This window comes from Tepidimonas taiwanensis (genome assembly GCF_020162115.1).
In the GTDB taxonomy this organism is placed as follows: Bacteria; Pseudomonadota; Gammaproteobacteria; order Burkholderiales; family Burkholderiaceae_C; genus Tepidimonas; species Tepidimonas taiwanensis.
On record NZ_CP083911.1, the window covers coordinates 1,476,422 to 1,493,302 of the forward strand.

Sequence of the window (16,881 nt, forward strand, 5' to 3'; positions counted from 1 at the left end):
GTTTTTTCCATTGCCACGAAAAAGGACCCCCCATGAGTGCCATCGTTGACATCGTCGGCCGCGAGATTCTGGACAGCCGCGGCAACCCCACCGTCGAATGCGACGTGCTGCTGGAGTCCGGCGTGATGGGCCGCGCGGCCGTGCCCTCCGGCGCCTCCACCGGCAGCCGCGAGGCAATCGAGCTGCGCGACGGCGACCCGAGCCGCTACCTCGGCAAGGGCGTGCTCAAAGCCGTCGAGCACATCAACACCGAGATTTCCGAAGCCGTGCTCGGGCTGGACGCGAGCGAGCAGGCGTTCCTCGACAAGACGCTGATCGAGCTCGACGGCACCGAGAACAAGAGCCGCCTGGGCGCCAACGCGATGCTGGCGGTGTCGATGGCGGTGGCGCGCGCGGCGGCCGAGGAGTCGGGCCTGCCGCTGTACCGTTACTTTGGCGGCAGCTCGGCGGTGCAACTGCCCGTGCCGATGATGAACGTCATCAACGGCGGCGCGCACGCCAACAACAATCTCGACCTGCAGGAGTTCATGATCCTGCCGGTGGGGGCACCGTCGTTCCGCGAGGCCGTCCGCTGGGGCGCCGAGGTCTTCCACGCCCTCAAAAAAATCATCCACGACCGCGGCATGAGCACCGCCGTCGGCGACGAGGGTGGTTTTGCGCCCAGCGTGGCCAACCACGAGGCGGCCATCCAGCTCATCTTGGAAGCGATCGACAAGGCGGGCTACACGGCCGGCACGCAGGTCGCGCTGGGGCTGGATTGCGCCTCCAGCGAGTTCTACCGCGACGGGCGCTACCACCTCAAGGGTGAAGGGCTGGTGCTGACCGCCGCGGAGTGGACCGACATCCTGGCCACCTGGTGCGACAAATACCCGATCATCAGCATCGAGGACGGCATGGCCGAAGGCGACTGGGACGGCTGGAAGGGCCTGACCGATCGGCTGGGCCAGCGCGTGCAGCTCGTCGGCGACGACCTGTTCGTCACCAACACCAAGATCCTGAAGGAAGGCATCGACAAGGGCATCGCCAACTCGATCCTCATCAAGATCAACCAGATCGGCACGCTCACCGAAACCTTCGCCGCGATCGAGATGGCCAAGCGCGCGGGCTACACCGCCGTCATCAGCCACCGCTCCGGCGAGACCGAGGACTCGACCATCGCCGACATTGCGGTGGGCACCAACGCCGGTCAGATCAAGACCGGCTCGATGAGCCGCAGCGACCGCATGGCCAAGTACAACCAGCTCCTGCGCATCGAGGAAGACCTCGGCGACGTGGCCGTCTATCCGGGCCGCGACGCGTTCTACAACCTGCGCTGATGCGGTAGCCGATGCGCCCCCGCTGGATCACGGCCCTGCTGCTGGCGCTGCTGGCCGTGGTCCACGCCGACATCTGGTGGGGGCGCGGCAGCGTCTTTCAGGTCGAGGCGCTGCGGCGCGAACTGGCCGAACTGGAACAGGCCAACGAGGTCGCGCGCGCGCGCAACGAGCGGCTCGCGGCCGAAGTGCGCGACCTGCAGACCGGGCTGGAGACCGTCGAAGAAATCGCCCGGCAGGAGCTGGGCATGGTCAAGCCCAACGAAATCTTCGTGCACATCCAGGTACCGGCCGCGGCGCGGGAGGGAGGCACCTCGTCGGCTTCGGGCGCGGCGGCGCCTGCGCCCCCGCGCTGATCCGGCCTGCCGACGCGCCCACCGCCGTCGCGAGGCGCCACGCCACCGCGTACGTCTCTATTGCACGCGGTCCGACCCGGGCGGCTGCTGCGCCTGTTCGAGGAACAGCTGCGCCGCGTCCACCGGGTCGAAGCGGTAGTGCTGGCCGCAAAAATCGCAGGCAACGTCCACCTCGCCCTGCTCGGCGAGAATCGCCTCCACCTCCGCGACGCCCAGCCCCCGCAGCATCGCGCCGACCCGCTCGCGCGAACAGGTGCAGGCAAAGCGCGGGTGGGCCTGCGCGGCGGACGGCGGCGCCAGCCGCAGCAGGTTCTCCTGCCAGAACAGGCGGTGCAGGATCGTGTCCGCGTCGAGCGTGAGCAGCTCCTCGCGCGTCAGGCTCGCGGCCAGCGTCGCGATGCGCCGGTAGTCCTCGTTGGCGTCGAGCGCGTCCGCCTCGTGCGCAACAGCCGCCGTTCCGCTCAGGTTGGCCTCGCCGGTGGCGGGCATGCGCTGGATCAACAGCCCCGCGGCCACCCGATCGTCGGCGGCGAGCACGAGCTGCGTGTCGAGCTGCTCACTCTGCCGCATGTAGTGACCGATGACGTCGCTCAGGCGCTCGAACGCGCGCCCGTGGGCGTCGTGCAGCGGCACGATCCCCTGGTACGGGCGCTGCCCCGGCTGGCGCTCGCGCGGGTCGAGCGTGATCGCACAGCGCCCCTGCCCCAGGACGTTGACCATGTGCGACAGCGGCACGCCGGGCGCGACCGCCCCCTGCACCGTCGCCGTGGCACGAAAGGCCATGTCCGGCTGCACTTCGGCCACCGCCACCTTGACCGGTCCGTCGCCGAAGATCTGCAACACCAGCGCCCCGGCAAATTTGATGTTGCTGTGCAGCAGCACCGCGGCGGCGGTCATCTCGCCGAGCAGCTCGGTCACGGCCTCCGGATAGCCCCCAGACGCCGCGCGCCGCTGCAACAGCGCCTGCCAGTCATCGGTCAGCCGCACCAGCGCCCCGCGCAAGGGCACGCCGTCGAACAAAAACTTGTGCAGTTCGGACACGGCCGTCAACCCAGCGGCCGCAGCCCGTGACGAAAACGCCGCGCGTTCTCGATGTAGTGCTGCGCGCTCTGGCGCAGCCCCTCGATCTCCTGCGGGGTCAGCGGCCGCACCACCTTGGCCGGGCTGCCCAGGATCAGCGAGCCGTCCGGAAACACCTTGCCCTCGGTGACCAGCGCGCCGGCGCCCACCAGGCAGTGGCGGCCGATGCGGGCCCCGTTGAGCACGATCGCGCCAATGCCGATCAGCGACTCGTCGCCGATCGTGCACCCGTGCAGCATCACCTGGTGCCCGACGGTGACGTACGCGCCGATCGTCAATGGCACGCCGATGTCGGCGTGCAGCACGCTGCCGTCCTGGATATTGCTGCCGCGGCCGACGGTGATGGGGTCGGTATCCCCCCGCAGCACCGCGCCATACCAGACGCTGCTGTCTTCGGCCAGCGTCACGCGCCCGATCACGCGCGCGGTGTCGGCCACGAAGGCACTCGGGTGCACCTGCGGCGCGATGTCGTCGAGTTGGAAGAGGCTCATCCGTAGAATTGTAAAGATGTCCCCTCCCCCCTCCAACGCGGTGCCCGCGGGTGATCCCGACCTACGGGTACAGGCGCTGCACTGGCTCACCGAGTGTGATCCGGTGGCCAAGGTTGCCGGCGTGCGCGCCCTCTGGGCTTCGGTCGCCGCGGCGCGCGCCGAAGAGCGCCCCATCGGCCTGGACTCGGAGGCCATCCTCGTTCCCCCATCGGACCGACCACTGCCCGGCCGCCCGCCGCGGCCGCGCCTCATCCCGCCGGGGTCCGTGCCACCGCGCTCGCCCTTCACGCCGGAGGGCCACGCCGCGCTGGTCCACGCGATCTGCCACATCGAGTTCAACGCGATCAACCTCGCGCTCGACGCGGTGTGGCGCTTCAGCGGCATGCCCGTGGCGTTCTACGCGGACTGGCTGCGCGTCGCGGCCGAGGAAGCCGAGCACTTCACGCTGCTGCGCGAGCACCTGCGCGCGCTGCCGCATCCCGCGGGCGGCCACTGGGACTACGGCGACTTCGACGCGCACGACGGGCTGTGGACCATGTGCGAAAAAACCGCCGGCGACATCGTGGCCCGCATGGCGCTCGTCCCCCGCACGCTGGAAGCGCGCGGACTCGACGCCACGCCGCTGATCCAGGCCAAGCTGCGCCGCGCGGGCACGCCCGCGGCGCGCGCCGCCTGCGAGATTCTCGACATCATCCTGCGCGACGAGGTCGGCCACGTCGCGATCGGCAACCATTGGTACCGGTGGCTCTGCGAGCGCGCCGGACTCGACCCCGTCGCCCACTACCGGACGCTCGCGCGCACCTATCAAGCCCCCCGCCCGAAGCCCCCGTTCAACGACGCCGCGCGCCGCCGCGCCGGCTTCACCGACGAGGAGCTGGCCTATCTGGAGCAGGCAGTGGGGTGATACCGGGGGAGGGCCGGACCGCATGGCCCGCCGTCCAAAAGCGCTCAGCCTCCACCGCCACGCGGATGGTGGCGCGCGTGCAGTGCCTTGAGCCGCTCGCGCGCGACGTGGGTATAGATCGTCGTCGTCGAAATGTCGGCGTGCCCGAGCAGCAGCTGCACCGCGCGCAGGTCCGCGCCGTGGTTGAGCAGGTGCGTCGCAAACGCGTGGCGCAGCGTGTGCGGCGACAACGGCACCGCGATGCCCGCCGCACGCGCGTAGCGTTTGACCAGCATCCAGAACATCACACGCGTCATCGCCTGCCCGTGGCGTCCGGTGACGAAAAGGTCGTCGCTGCGCCGCCCCGCCAACAGCGCGGGCCGCGCCTCCGTCAGGTAGCGGCGCAGCCAGTCGGCGGCCACGTCGCCGAACGGGACCAGCCGCTCCTTGTTCCCCTTGCCGGTCACGCGCAGCACCTGATCCGGCAGGCTGACCTCGTACAGCCGCAGCGCCACCAGCTCGCTCACCCGCAACCCCGTCGCGTACAGCAGCTCCAGCATCGCGCGGTCGCGCACGCCCAGGGGGTCACCCGTGTCCGGCGCGGCCAGCAGCGCCTCCACCTGCGCCTCGGTCAAGGTCTTGGGCACGCGCGCGAGCCGCTTGGCCGACAGCAACGGCAGCGTCGGATCGTCGGTGCGCAGCCCTTCGCGCAGCGCCCAGCGGTAAAAACGCCGAAACACCGTCAACCGCCGGTTGCTGGAACTGACCCGGCTGCCCGGCAGGCGGGCCGCCATGTACGCCTGCAGGTCGGCCACCGACGCCTGCCGCAGCCCCCGCCCCGATGCCGCGAGCCAACCCGCCAGCGCCACCAGATCGCTGCGGTACGCCGCCAGCGTGCGCGCCGACAGGCCGTCCTCCAGCCACAGCGCATCGACGAACCGGTCGACCAGCGCGTCATCGCCCGCTATCATCCCCATATGACAATGGTACCGCCCCCGGCGGGTGCGGCGGCGTCCGCGCTGCGTGTGCTGCCGCTGCCCGCCTTCAGCGACAACTACATCTGGCTGCTGAACGATGGCCGCGAGGCCTGGGTGGTCGACCCGGGCGACGACGCCCCGGTGCGGCGCGCGCTGCACGAACACGGCCTGCGCCTCACGGGCATTCTGCTGACCCACCACCACGCGGACCACACGGGCGGCGTGGCGGCGCTGCGCGACGCCACCGGCTGCCGGGTGTTCGGGCCGGCCGGTGAGCCGCTGCCCGAGCCGGTGCAGCGCGTCGCGGACGGCGACAGCGTCGAGGCGCTGGGCCAGCGGTGGCGCGTTCTGGCCGTGCCCGGCCACACCGCCGGGCACGTGGCCTACGTCAACGACGCCCCACCGGGCGCGCCGCGCTGGCTGTTCTGCGGCGACACGCTGTTTTCCGCCGGTTGTGGCCGCCTGTTCGAGGGCACGCCCGCGCAGATGCTCGCCTCGCTGGACCGGCTTGCTGCCCTGCCGGACGATACACACGTGTGCTGTGCCCACGAGTACACCTTGAGCAACCTGCGCTTTGCGCGCACGGTCGAGCCGGACAACGACGCGCTGCGCGTGTACACCGAGGCATGCGAGGTGCGCCGCGCCGCGGGACAGCCAACGCTGCCGAGCACCGTCGGTGTCGAGCGCCGCGTCAACCCGTTTCTGCGCAGCCGGGAACCCGGCGTGCGGCGGGCGATCCAGCAATGGGACCCGTCGGCCGACACCGACGCCGCCGCGTTCGCGGCGTTGCGGCGCTGGAAGGATGGCTTTCGCTGACCGCAGGCGCGGACCCCGCCCCTGACGACGAACCCCGCACCGGACACCCTGACACATGACGGTTTTACAACGATTGGCGCTGCTGTGGGGCGCCCTGACCCTCGCGGCGTGCGCCCAACTGCCCAACCCGGGTGCAGCCACCGCTGACCTCCCGCCGGTGGCGGCGCCCGCGCCGGCCCCGAGAACCGTGGAGGGCGCGGCCCCGCCCGCCCCCGCGTCGCCGACGGCGTCGGCCGCCCTCCCCAGCCCGCACGCCACGCTCGAGCCCGCCCCGCTGCCCAGCCAGCGGCCGGTGGCTCCGGTGGTCGCCCCCGCGGACCTGTGGGAGCGCATCGAACGCGGGCTCGCGATGCCCGACCTCGACGACGAGCGCGTGGCGCAGTGGGAGCGTTGGTACGGCAGCCGCCCCGACTACCTACAGCGCATGGCCGACCGTGCAAGCAAATACCTGTTCCACATCGTCGAGGAAATCGAGCGGCGCGGCCTGCCGCTGGAACTCGCGCTGCTGCCCTTCATCGAAAGCGCCTTCAACCCGCAGGCCGTCTCGCACGCCAAGGCCGCGGGGATGTGGCAGTTCATGCCGGCCACGGGCAAGCATTTCGACCTGAAACAAAACGCCTTCCGTGACGACCGGCGCGACGTGCTCGCCTCCACCCGCGCGGCGCTCGACTACCTCGAGCGGCTGCACCGCATGTTCGGCGACTGGCACCTGGCGCTGGCCGCCTACAACTGGGGCGAGGGCAACGTCCAGCGGGCGATCCGCCGCAACCAGGCGGCGGGGCTGCCCACCGGTTATCTGGACCTGCGCATGCCCGATGAGACGCGCCACTACGTGCCCAAGCTGCAGGCGATGGAAAACCTCGTCAAGTCGCACCGCCACGCGGGCGTGCGGCTGCCGGTGATCGGCAACCACCCGTTCTTCGACACCGTGACGATCGACCGCGACCTGGACGTGGCGGTGATCGCGCGCCTGGCGGGCATCAGCGAGGCGGACTTCCACACGCTCAACCCCTCGCACCGCCAGCCGATCGTGATGGCCGCGGGGACGCCGGAAATCCTGCTGCCATGGGACAACGCGCTGCAGTTCACCGAGCGGCTGCGCCGCTACGACGGACCGACCGCGAGCTGGACCGCGTGGCGCGTGCCGCGTGACATGACGCCGGCCCAGGCGGCGCAGCATCTGGGCTGGGACGAGCACGCGCTGCGCGAGCTCAACCGCGTGCCGCCGCGCATGCGGCTCAAGGCAGGGTCGACCATCCTGGTGCCACGCGAAGGCGCGCTGGACCGCGACGTGCCCGAGCACCTCGCCGACAACGGGCAACTGCTGCTCGCGCCGGACCGCCCGCCAGTGCGTAGCGTGCGGGTGAAAGTCCGCCCAGGCGACACCGTGGCGACGGTCGCGCGTCGCTACCGCGTCAGTGCACAGCAAGTGGCCGAGTGGAACCGGCTGAACCCCGGGGCCAAGCTGCGGGCGGGCCAGACGCTGGTGGTTCAGCTGCCCGCCAAAACCACGACGGCGCACGCCCGCGACACCCGGAAAACCACCGCCCGCGCCGCGAAGCGTGGCAGCGCGGCCCAGACGGCCGCCGGCGCGAAGAAGCGCTCCCCCTCTTCGCCCACCGTGCGCACCGCGCAGTCGGGCGTGCGCTGACCAGTTTTCTAGGTGTCACATCCCGGATGATCATATGGCCGTTTTTGGAACAGATGCGGGTGTGACGTGTACCACTGTTTCATGGCCTGCATGGGCGTGAGACCCTTGAGTGCGGCCTGGGGCAGCTGGTGGTTGTAAAGCCAAGCATAGCGCAGCAGGGTCTTCTCGAGATCCTCGCCGCTGATGAAGTGGTGGCTGCGCAGCACCTCCTCGATGCGGCCGTTGAAGCGCTCTACCATCCCGTTGGTCTGGGGGCGTCGCACGCGCGTGGTGCGGTGCTCGATGCCGAGTGCCTCGCACAGGCTCTCGAAGGCGTGGGTGGCACTGGGCTGCCCCAGCAGCCGTGCGGTGAACTCCTTGCCATTGTCTGTGAGGATCTTGTTGATCTTGATCGGGCACGCCGTGAGCAGCGACTTGAGGAAGGCGCGCGCGTTTCTCGCGCTCTTGGAGGCGTACAGGGCAATGAAGACCCAGCGCGTGGCACGGTCGATGGCCACAAAGAGGTAGCGCCGCCGCGTCTCATCGGCCATTTGCGGCAGGTACTTCACGTCGATATGAATGAAGCCCGGCTCGTAAGCGGCAAAGGGCTGATGTGCGGGTTTGGGCACCTGGGGCTTGAGGGATCGCAGCGACCCCACGCCGTGGCGTCGCAAGCAGCGATCCAGTCCCGAGCGCGACACGTCAGGACAGACGAACTCGCGCATGACCGACAGCAGATCATCCAGCGGCAGCAGCAGCGTCTTGCGCAGCTCCACTGCAATGGCCTCCTGCGCCGGGGTCATGGTGGTACGCAGCCGGTGCGGGGTGTGGGAGCGATCCAGAAAATCCTCGCGGCGCTTCCACTTGTACACCGTCATGAGCGAAACGCCGTAACGCTCAGCCAACACCGCAGCCGGCTCATCCGACAGCGCGATCTCGCGCCGTATGGCTGGCGTTGTACGCGCCAGGGCATGCAGCTTGATGTTCATGAGGGCATCTCCCGATGATGGTCGTCAACGCCTTGACCCGCTGCCCAGCAGCTCGCGCAGAACGCTTACCGCCAGCAGGTACGCATGGCGTGATGGCACTATCCAATCATCCGGGATGCGACATCTAGGGGGCTGGCCTACCGCCCCCGGCTATTGCGTGGCGTCACGTCGCCGGAATTGGGGTAGCAGCCACCGGCGTGCACGTCCATGCCGGGCGCACAAACAAAAAAGGCAAGCCGCCTCGGCTTGCCTTGAGATGAAATTTGGAGCGGGAAACGAGTCTCGAACTCGCGACCTCAACCTTGGCAAGGTTGCGCTCTACCAACTGAGCTATTCCCGCCTGTGCCGCCTGCCATCGGCAAGCGGCGCAAAACTGGAGGCGCGGGCCGGAGTCGAACCGACCTACTCGGATTTGCAATCCGGTGCATAACCGCTTTGCTACCGCGCCTTGTCTGGTTCAACCCGACAGACCGCCGGATGGGATGACCGGCCAGTGGCCGCTCACCCGAAATCTGGAGCGGGAAACGAGTCTCGAACTCGCGACCTCAACCTTGGCAAGGTTGCGCTCTACCAACTGAGCTATTCCCGCATGGTCTTCAGACGATTTGCTGCACCGGCAGCGCGTCGTCTGAAGCCATTATTTTATACCAAAAATGGCCGCCTCCGCCGTGGCGTGCGTCAGTGCGTGACCGCGGTCACGCTCCCCTCGGCCACGGTCGGCGGCGTCACCACCGGCTCGGCCTCCGGCAGCGGCGTGGGCTGACGCTCCAGCGCCAGCTCCAGCACCTTGTCGATCCACTTGACCGGGACGATCTCCAGCCCCTGCTTGACGTTGTCCGGGATCTCAGCCAGATCCTTGACGTTGTCCTCAGGGATCAGCACGGTGCGTACCCCGCCGCGCAGGGCCGCCAGCAGCTTTTCCTTCAGGCCGCCGATGGCCGTGACCTCGCCGCGCAGCGTGATCTCGCCGGTCATCGCGACGTCGGCCCGCACCGGGATGCCGGTCAACGCCGACACCATCGCCGTCGTCATCGCGATACCGGCACTCGGCCCGTCCTTGGGCGTCGCGCCATCGGGCACGTGTATGTGGATGTCCTTTTTCTCGAACAGCTCGTCCGGGATGCCGAGCCGCTGCGCGCGGCTGCGCACCACCGTGCGCGCGGCCTCGACCGACTCCTTCATCACGTCGCCCAGCGAACCGGTGCGGATGACGTTGCCCTTGCCGGGCATCAGCGCCGCCTCGATCGTCAGCAGGTCGCCGCCGACCTCGGTCCACGCCAGGCCCACGACCTGCCCGACCTGGTTCTGCTGCTCGGCGCGGCCGTAGGTGTATTTGCGCACGCCGAGGAAGTCCGCCAAATTCTCCGGCGTCACCACCACCGGCTTGCTCATCTTACCCAGCAGCAGGCCCTTGACCACCTTGCGGCAGATGCGCGAGATTTCGCGCTCCAGCGCGCGCACGCCGGCTTCGCGCGTGTAGTAGCGCACGATGTCGCGCACCGCGGCTTCGGTCACCTCCAGCTCGTCGTCTTGGACGCCGTTGTGGGCGCGCTGCTTGGGCAGCAGGTAACGCAGCGCGATCGCCACCTTCTCGTCCTCGGTGTAGCCCGATAGCCGAATCACCTCCATCCGGTCCAGCAGCGCCGGCGGGATATTGAGCGAGTTCGACGTCGCGACGAACATCACGTCCGACAGGTCGAAGTCCAGCTCGACGTAGTGGTCCTGGAAGGTGTGGTTCTGCTCGGGGTCGAGAACTTCCAGCAGCGCCGACGCCGGGTCACCGCGGAAATCCATGCCCAGTTTGTCGATCTCGTCGAGCAGGAACAGCGGGTTGCGCACCCCCACCTTGGTGAGGTTTTGCAGCACCTTGCCCGGCAGCGCGCCGATGTACGTGCGCCGGTGCCCGCGGATTTCGGCCTCGTCGCGCATGCCGCCCAGCGCCATGCGCACGTATTTGCGGCCGGTGGCTTTGGCGATGGACTGCCCGAGCGACGTCTTGCCCACGCCCGGCGGCCCGACCAGGCACAGGATCGGCGCCTTGACCTTGTCGACGCGCTGCTGCACCGCGAGGTATTCGAGGATGCGCTCCTTGACCTTCTCCAGCCCGTGGTGGTCGGCGTTGAGCACCTCCTCGGCATAGGCGAGGTCGTGACGGACCTTGGTCTTCTTGCTCCACGGCAGGTTGACCAGCACGTCGATGTAGTTGCGCACGACGGTGGCCTCGGCCGACATCGGCGACATGAGCTTGAGCTTCTTGAGCTCACTCTCGGCCTTCTTGCGCGCCTCCTTGGGCATGCGCGCGGCCTTGATCTTCTTCTCCAGCTCCTCGAGGTCGGCGCCCTCCTCGCCCTCGCCGAGTTCCTTCTGGATGGCCTTGACCTGCTCGTTCAGGTAGAACTCGCGCTGGTTCTTTTCCATCTGGCGCTTGACGCGCCCGCGGATACGCCGGTCGACGTTGAGGATCTCGACCTCGGCCTCGAGTTGCGCAAAGAGGTTTTCCAGCCGCGGCACCAGGCGCTCGAGGTCGAGCACATTTTGCTTGGCCTCGAGCTTGAGCGGCAGGTGCGCGGCGATCGTGTCGGCCAAGCGCCCCGGATCGTCGATGCTGGCGATCGAAGTGAGAATTTCCGACGGGATCTTTTTGTTGAGCTTGACGTACTGGTCGAACTGCTGCATCACCGCGCGGCGCAGCGCCTCCAGTTCGGTGGGGTCGGCGTCGGCGCGCTCGGCTTCGGCGTCCACCGGCATCACGTTGGCGCTGAAGTGGGCCTCGCCTTCTTCGACCTGCAGCACCTTGGCGCGCTGCACGCCCTCGACCAGCACCTTGACGGTGCCGTCCGGGAGCTTGAGCATCTGCAGAATGCTCGCGACGCAGCCCATCTCGAACAGGTCGCTCGGTTTGGGCTCGTCCTTGGCGGCGGCCTTTTGCGCCACCAGCATGATGCGCCGCTCGTGCGCCATCGCGGCCTCGAGCGCCTTGATGCTCTTGGGCCGCCCGACGAACAGCGGGATGACCATGTGCGGGAAGACGACCACGTCGCGCAGCGGCAGCAGCGGCAGCTCGACGGGTCGGGGGGGCAGCGGGGTTTGTCCGGACATGCGGAATTCCTTTCTGGCGGCTCAGTTGGGGGCGCCGAAGCCGGACTTCAAGCGCGCCCCCGCGTGAACGGCGGCGCGTCGCGTCAAGCCTGCTTGGCCGCCTCGCGGTACACGAGCAGCGGGGGCTTGCCCTCGGTGATGGTGGCTTCCTCGACGACCACGCGCTCAACGTCGCGCAGGCTCGGCAGCTCGAACATCGTGTCCAGCAGCGCCTGCTCCAGGATCGAGCGCAGGCCGCGCGCACCGGTCTTGCGCTGCAGCGCCTTGCGGGCGATCGCGCGCAACGCCGCCGGCCGCACTTCCAGTTCGACCCCTTCCATCGCGAAGAGTTCGGCAAACTGCTTGACGACCGCGTTTTTCGGCTCGGTCAGGATCTGCACCAGCGCGTCCTCGGTCAGCTCGGCCAATGCCGTCACCACCGGCAGGCGCCCGACCAGCTCCGGGATCAGTCCGTAGCGCACGAGGTCGTCCGGCTCCACCTGCGCGAACAGCTCGGTGACGGGGCGCTCGCGCTTGCTGCGCACCGCCGCGCCAAAGCCGATGCCCGACGCCTCGGTACGCTGCTCGATGATTTTTTCCAGCCCCGCAAACGCCCCGCCGCAGATGAACAGGATATTGGTCGTGTCCACCTGCAGCATGTCCTGGTTCGGGTGCTTGCGTCCGCCCTGGGGCGGCACGCTTGCCACCGTCCCTTCGATCAGCTTGAGCAGGGCCTGCTGCACGCCTTCGCCCGAAACGTCGCGCGTGATCGACGGGTTTTCGGACTTGCGCGTGATCTTGTCGATCTCGTCGATGTAGACGATGCCGCGCTGCGCCCGCTCGATGTCGTAGTCGCAGGTCTGCAACAGCTTGGCGATGATGTTCTCGACGTCCTCACCGACGTAGCCGGCCTCGGTCAGCGTGGTGGCGTCGGCCATCACGAACGGCACGTCCAGCTTGCGCGCCAGCGTCTGCGCCAGCAGCGTCTTGCCCGAGCCCGTCGGGCCGATCAGCAGGATGTTGCTCTTGGCCAGCTCGACGGTGTCTTTCTTGCCGGCGTCGTTGTGGCGCAGGCGCTTATAGTGGTTGTACACCGCCACCGCCAGCGTCTTCTTGGCTGCTTCCTGGCCGATCACGTACTGGTCCAGGTGCGCCTTGAGCTCGGCCGGGGTCGGCAGCGCCTCGCGCGTCGCCGTGGGGCCGAGCGACGTGCTGGGCAGCTCGTCGCGGATGATGTCGTTGCACAGGTCGATGCACTCGTCGCAGATGAACACGGACGGTCCGGCGATGAGCTTTTTCACCTCGTGCTGACTCTTGCCGCAGAACGAGCAGTAGAGGGTTTTGTCGCGGCTGCCTTTTTTCTCGGCCATGGAGGGTTCGGTACGGGGTTACGAAAACGACGTCGACGCCAAAGGTAGCGGATCCGGGGACCGGTCAGCCGCGCTTGTCGATCACCTTATCGACCAGCCCGTAGGCAGCGGCCTCGGCGGCGGACATGAAGTAGTCGCGCTCGGTGTCGCGCTCGATCTTCTCCAGCGGCTGGCCAGTGCGTTCGCTCAGGATGCGGTTCAGATCGGCCCGCAGGCGCAGGATCTCGCGCGCGTGGATCTCGATGTCGGTGGCCTGCCCCTGGGCACCGCCCAGCGGCTGGTGGATCATCACGCGCGAGTTGGGCAGCGCGAAGCGCTTGCCCTTGGCACCGGCGGCCAGCAAAAACGCCCCCATGCTCGCCGCCATGCCCACGCACAGCGTCGAGACGTCGGGCTTGATGAAATTCATCGTATCGAAGATCGCCATCCCCGCGCTGACCGACCCGCCGGGCGAGTTGATGTAGAGCGAGATGTCCTTGTCCGGGTTTTCGCTTTCCAGGAACAGCAGCTGCGCCACGACCAGGTTGGCGGTTTGGTCGTTGACGGGGCCGACGAGGAAAACGACGCGCTCCTTGAGCAGGCGCGAGTAGATGTCGTAGGCGCGCTCCCCCCGGCCCGATTGCTCGATGACCATGGGGACGAGGCCGAGGTTTTGTGCGTCCAGTGCGCTCATGTGCAGATTCACTCCGATGCTTTGCGAAAGCCGTGCGTCAGTGCTTACTGTAACCGCTCACGGCCGTCCCGGCGCGCGTGGGGCGGATTGCGCCGCCACCGAGCGGGCCTTGGAGCACAAAAAGGGCGACCGCGGTCGCCCTGGAGTCGGGCAGCGGCCGCGCCACGCGGCCCGCCCGGATGCGCCGTGCCACCGCCCCGTGGCGGTGCGAGGGCAAATCAGCCCTGGCCCATCAGCTCGGCAAAGCCGATGCGCTTCGGCGTCACCTGGGCCTGGCCGAAGATGAAGTCGGCGACGTTGTTTTCCAGCACGATGGCTTCGATTTCCGACAGGCGCTCGGGGTTGGACTTGTACCAACGCACCACCTCCTCCGGATACTCATAGGACGAGGCCAGCTCGCGCAGGTGGGCATCGATCTGCTCGGGCGTGGCGCGCAGGTCGTGGGCCTTGATCAGCTCCGCCACGACCAGCCCGAGGCGCACACGGCGCTCGGCCTGCTGCTGGAACAGCTCACGCGGGATTGGCGCCTTGTCGGCGTCCTTGACGCCACGCTGTTTGAGGTCGTTACGCGCGCCCTCGATCAGGCGGTCGATCTCCGCCTCGACCGCCGCCTTGGGCAGGTCCAGCTCGGCCGCGGCCGCCAGCGCGTCCAGCGCCGCCACCTTGTTGCGCGCCTGCAGGCGGAACTTGACCTCGCGCTCGAGGTTACGGCGGATATCCTCGCGCAACGCCTCGATCGTGCCGGCCTCGATGCCGAGCGACTTCACGAACGCCTCGTCGACCTCCGGCAGGTGCTGCTGCTCGATCTTCTTGACGGTGACGAGGAAGTCCGCCGTCTTGCCGGCGACCTCCTTGCCGTGGTAGTCGGCCGGGAACGCGAGCGGGAAGGTCTTCGACTCGCCCACCTTCATGCCGAGCACCGCGTCCTCGAACTCCTTGAGCATCTGGCCGTCGCCCAGCACGAAGACGAAGTCCGTGGCCTGTCCGCCCTCGAACGGCTCGCCGTCGATCTTGCCTTCGAAGTCGATGGTGACGCGGTCGCCGTTCTGCGCGACCTCTCCCTCGGGACGCGGGCTGAACGTGCGGCGCTGCTTGCGCAGGATCTCGAGCGTGCGCTCGATCGCGGCCTCGTCCACCTCGGCTTCGAGTTTTTCCAGCGACACCGCCGACAGGTCACCAAGCTTGACGTCCGGGAAGACCTCGAACACCGCCTCGAAGGCGACCACGCCTTCCGGGGCGCCTTCCTTTTCGGTTATGCGCGGCTGTCCGGCGACACGCAGTTGCGCCTCGGCGACGGCGGCGTTGAATGCGCGGCCGACCTCGTCGTTCATCACCTCATAGTGCACCGAGTAGCCGTAACGCTGCGCGACCACCGACAGCGGCACCTTGCCCGGGCGGAAGCCGTCCATCTTCACCTGACGCTGCAGGCGCTTGAGCCGCGCGTTGACCTCCTTCTGAATCGCCTCCACGGGCAGCTCGAGCGTGATTTTGCGCTCCAGCTTGTCCAAGGTTTCGACATTGACTGCCATGATTGCTCCTGAGTATCGAGAAACGGACCTGCCCGCAGGACAAATCCAGCAACATTCGTGTGCGGCGCGGACCCGGCGCCGCAAGACCTGCACCGGCGCGAGGCCGGCCGCCTCGTCCACCGGACGGCCGCGCCCGACGCTCGCCACGGACAGCCGCCCGTGCCGGCCGCACGCGCCGACCCGCGACCCGTCGGTCGGGGCGGGTAAACGCGCCATTGTAGCGAAGCCGGCTGTTGCCGCCCGCACCTCCAGCGAGCGCCTTCAGCCCGCCACCGCCTGCCACGCCCACCAGGTCAGCAGGCTCCCGGCGGTCACCGGCACCCCGATCGCCGCATGGCGGCGCCAGTCGATCACCAGCCCGTCCCGGCCGGCCAGGTCGGCGACGATCAGGTTGGCGATCGACCCCACCAGCAGCAAATTCCCCGCGTAGGTGCTCACCAGGGCGAGCGTCACCGCCTGCGTGGGGTCGTTCAGGTGCGGCAGGATCAGCATCACCGCCGGCACGTTGGAGACGAGGTTGGACAGCGTCACGCCCGCCACCGCCAGCACCACCGGATCGGCAAGCGCCAGGCCCTGCGCGGCCAGCCATGCCACGCCCTGCGCGGCGAGCCCCGTGGCCTCGAACCCGTGGTTGACGATGAAGAGCCCGATGAAGAGCAGCAGCAGCGGCCAGTCCACGAGCCCCATCACCTCGGCCGAGTGCAAGCGGCGACTGAGCAACAGCACGCCCGCGGCAACCAGCGCCACCACCTCGCGCGGCCAGTCGGTGAACAGAAACGCCACCAGCACCGCGGCCGCCACCGCCAAGCCTTTGGTCGACTGCCAGCGGTCGAACGCCGGCCCGGTGTCCCGCGCCAGCGCGGCCGCGGTGGCGGGCGGCAGCGCAGCCCGGGGGCCGGATCGCCGCATCACGCCCACCATCCACCCCCAGGTGGCCAGCAGCGCCAGCAACACGGGCGGGCCCGCCTCGCGCACATAGGCACCGAAGGGCACCTGCATGACCGAGCCGATCAGCATGTTCTGCGGGTTGCCGATGAGCGTGGCCGCCGAACCGATATTCGACGCGCAGGCCACCGCGACCAGCCACGGCACCGGGTCCCAGCCGCGCCGCCACGCGATGCGCGCGACGATGGGCGTGACCGCGAGGCACACCACGTCGTTGGAAAACACCGCCGACAGCACCGCCACCACCAGCAGCAGCACGCCCAACAAGACCGGCGGCGGCAGCGCCCAGGCACCGACCGCGCGCGTCACCGCGGTGTAGAAGCCACCCAACCGCATCTGCGCCGACACCACCATGAACGCGAACAGCAGCACGATGGTCGGCAGGTCGATGGCCGCGGCCGCTTCGGCGACCGACCAGCCCTGGATCGCAATCATCGCGATCGCCCCAAGCACCGCCACGCCCGTGCGATCGAGCCGCAGGCGCGGCAGGCCGCCGAGGAACATCCCCAGGTAGACGACGACGAAGACCGCGACCGTCAGCGCGGTGCGCCATTCGGGATCGAGCGGGAGCGGCGTCATCGGCGGGGAAAGGAATAAGCCCCCTTGTGCCAGGGGCCGACGGGGCGGCGCTCGCCGCCGCTGGTGCGCGGGGGGGGACTCGAACCCCCACGCCATCGACTGGCGTCAGGACCTAAACCTGGTGCGTCTACCAATTTCGCCACCCGCGCGCGCCGGACGCGATCGTCGTCCG

14 protein-coding genes and 4 tRNA genes are annotated in these 16,881 nt (G+C 68.7%); 5 read left to right on the plus strand and 13 right to left on the minus strand.

All coding sequences use genetic code 11. The annotated features are described in order from the left end of the window. Positions 1 to 32 precede the first annotated feature (32 nt). Complete coding sequence (eno, locus tag LCC91_RS06800) at positions 33 to 1,316, plus strand: phosphopyruvate hydratase (protein WP_043699044.1); 1,284 nt, start codon at positions 33 to 35, stop codon at positions 1,314 to 1,316. Positions 1,317 to 1,327: 11 nt separating this feature from the next. After that, on the plus strand, positions 1,328 to 1,669 hold the full coding sequence (gene ftsB, locus LCC91_RS06805) for a cell division protein FtsB (protein ID WP_052231410.1): 342 nt from the start codon (positions 1,328 to 1,330) through the stop codon (positions 1,667 to 1,669). A gap of 57 nt (positions 1,670 to 1,726) precedes the next feature. Here ftsB and hslO read toward each other — a convergent pair whose 3' ends face one another. Then, complete coding sequence (gene hslO / locus LCC91_RS06810) at positions 1,727 to 2,710, minus strand: Hsp33 family molecular chaperone HslO (RefSeq protein ID WP_043699072.1); 984 nt, start codon at positions 2,708 to 2,710, stop codon at positions 1,727 to 1,729. Positions 2,711 to 2,715: 5 nt separating this feature from the next. Continuing rightward, positions 2,716 to 3,240 (minus strand): gamma carbonic anhydrase family protein, encoded by a 525-nt coding sequence (locus LCC91_RS06815; protein ID WP_043699041.1) that lies wholly within the window; start codon positions 3,238 to 3,240, stop codon positions 2,716 to 2,718. Between the two features lie 16 nt (positions 3,241 to 3,256). On the opposite strand from LCC91_RS06815, the gene LCC91_RS06820 reads away from it, so the two are divergent. After that, positions 3,257 to 4,144: a ferritin-like domain-containing protein gene (locus LCC91_RS06820; RefSeq protein ID WP_143898494.1), complete on the plus strand. Its 888-nt coding sequence runs from the start codon at positions 3,257 to 3,259 to the stop codon at positions 4,142 to 4,144. A 44-nt stretch (positions 4,145 to 4,188) separates the two neighbouring features. On the opposite strand, the gene xerD is transcribed toward LCC91_RS06820, so the two are convergent. Next, a complete protein-coding gene (xerD, locus tag LCC91_RS06825; protein WP_052231412.1) occupies positions 4,189 to 5,094 on the minus strand; it encodes a site-specific tyrosine recombinase XerD in 906 nt (301 codons plus the stop codon). Between the two features lie 6 nt (positions 5,095 to 5,100). Between xerD and gloB the strand changes: the two genes are divergently transcribed. Then, on the plus strand, positions 5,101 to 5,916 hold the full coding sequence (gene gloB / locus LCC91_RS06830) for a hydroxyacylglutathione hydrolase (protein ID WP_224440876.1): 816 nt from the start codon (positions 5,101 to 5,103) through the stop codon (positions 5,914 to 5,916). A 55-nt stretch (positions 5,917 to 5,971) separates the two neighbouring features. Beyond that, positions 5,972 to 7,567: a transglycosylase SLT domain-containing protein gene (locus LCC91_RS06835; protein WP_082007464.1), complete on the plus strand. Its 1,596-nt coding sequence runs from the start codon at positions 5,972 to 5,974 to the stop codon at positions 7,565 to 7,567. 8 nt (positions 7,568 to 7,575) lie between these two features. On the opposite strand, the gene LCC91_RS06840 is transcribed toward LCC91_RS06835, so the two are convergent. From LCC91_RS06840 to LCC91_RS06885, 10 genes are all read right to left on the minus strand, one after another. Further along, entirely contained in the window at positions 7,576 to 8,535 is a 960-nt protein-coding gene (locus tag LCC91_RS06840) for an IS481 family transposase (RefSeq protein WP_224440877.1), read from the minus strand. A gap of 264 nt (positions 8,536 to 8,799) precedes the next feature. Beyond that, positions 8,800 to 8,875: transfer RNA gene (locus LCC91_RS06845), tRNA-Gly, on the minus strand. A 34-nt stretch (positions 8,876 to 8,909) separates the two neighbouring features. After that, positions 8,910 to 8,983: transfer RNA gene (locus LCC91_RS06850), tRNA-Cys, on the minus strand. Positions 8,984 to 9,048: 65 nt separating this feature from the next. Then, positions 9,049 to 9,124, minus strand: a tRNA-Gly gene (locus LCC91_RS06855). Positions 9,125 to 9,213: 89 nt separating this feature from the next. Further along, complete coding sequence (lon, locus tag LCC91_RS06860; RefSeq protein ID WP_043701602.1) at positions 9,214 to 11,634, minus strand: endopeptidase La; 2,421 nt, start codon at positions 11,632 to 11,634, stop codon at positions 9,214 to 9,216. A gap of 83 nt (positions 11,635 to 11,717) precedes the next feature. Further along, positions 11,718 to 12,983: an ATP-dependent Clp protease ATP-binding subunit ClpX gene (gene clpX / locus LCC91_RS06865; RefSeq protein ID WP_043701599.1), complete on the minus strand. Its 1,266-nt coding sequence runs from the start codon at positions 12,981 to 12,983 to the stop codon at positions 11,718 to 11,720. Between the two features lie 64 nt (positions 12,984 to 13,047). Next, on the minus strand, positions 13,048 to 13,656 hold the full coding sequence (gene clpP / locus LCC91_RS06870; RefSeq protein ID WP_043701596.1) for an ATP-dependent Clp endopeptidase proteolytic subunit ClpP: 609 nt from the start codon (positions 13,654 to 13,656) through the stop codon (positions 13,048 to 13,050). Between the two features lie 218 nt (positions 13,657 to 13,874). After that, on the minus strand, positions 13,875 to 15,185 hold the full coding sequence (gene tig / locus LCC91_RS06875; RefSeq protein WP_043701594.1) for a trigger factor: 1,311 nt from the start codon (positions 15,183 to 15,185) through the stop codon (positions 13,875 to 13,877). Positions 15,186 to 15,446: 261 nt separating this feature from the next. Then, positions 15,447 to 16,709, minus strand: coding sequence for an SLC13 family permease (locus tag LCC91_RS06880; protein WP_052231620.1), 1,263 nt, complete (start codon positions 16,707 to 16,709; stop codon positions 15,447 to 15,449). A gap of 61 nt (positions 16,710 to 16,770) precedes the next feature. After that, a tRNA-Leu gene (locus LCC91_RS06885) sits at positions 16,771 to 16,858 on the minus strand. Positions 16,859 to 16,881 lie beyond the last annotated feature (23 nt).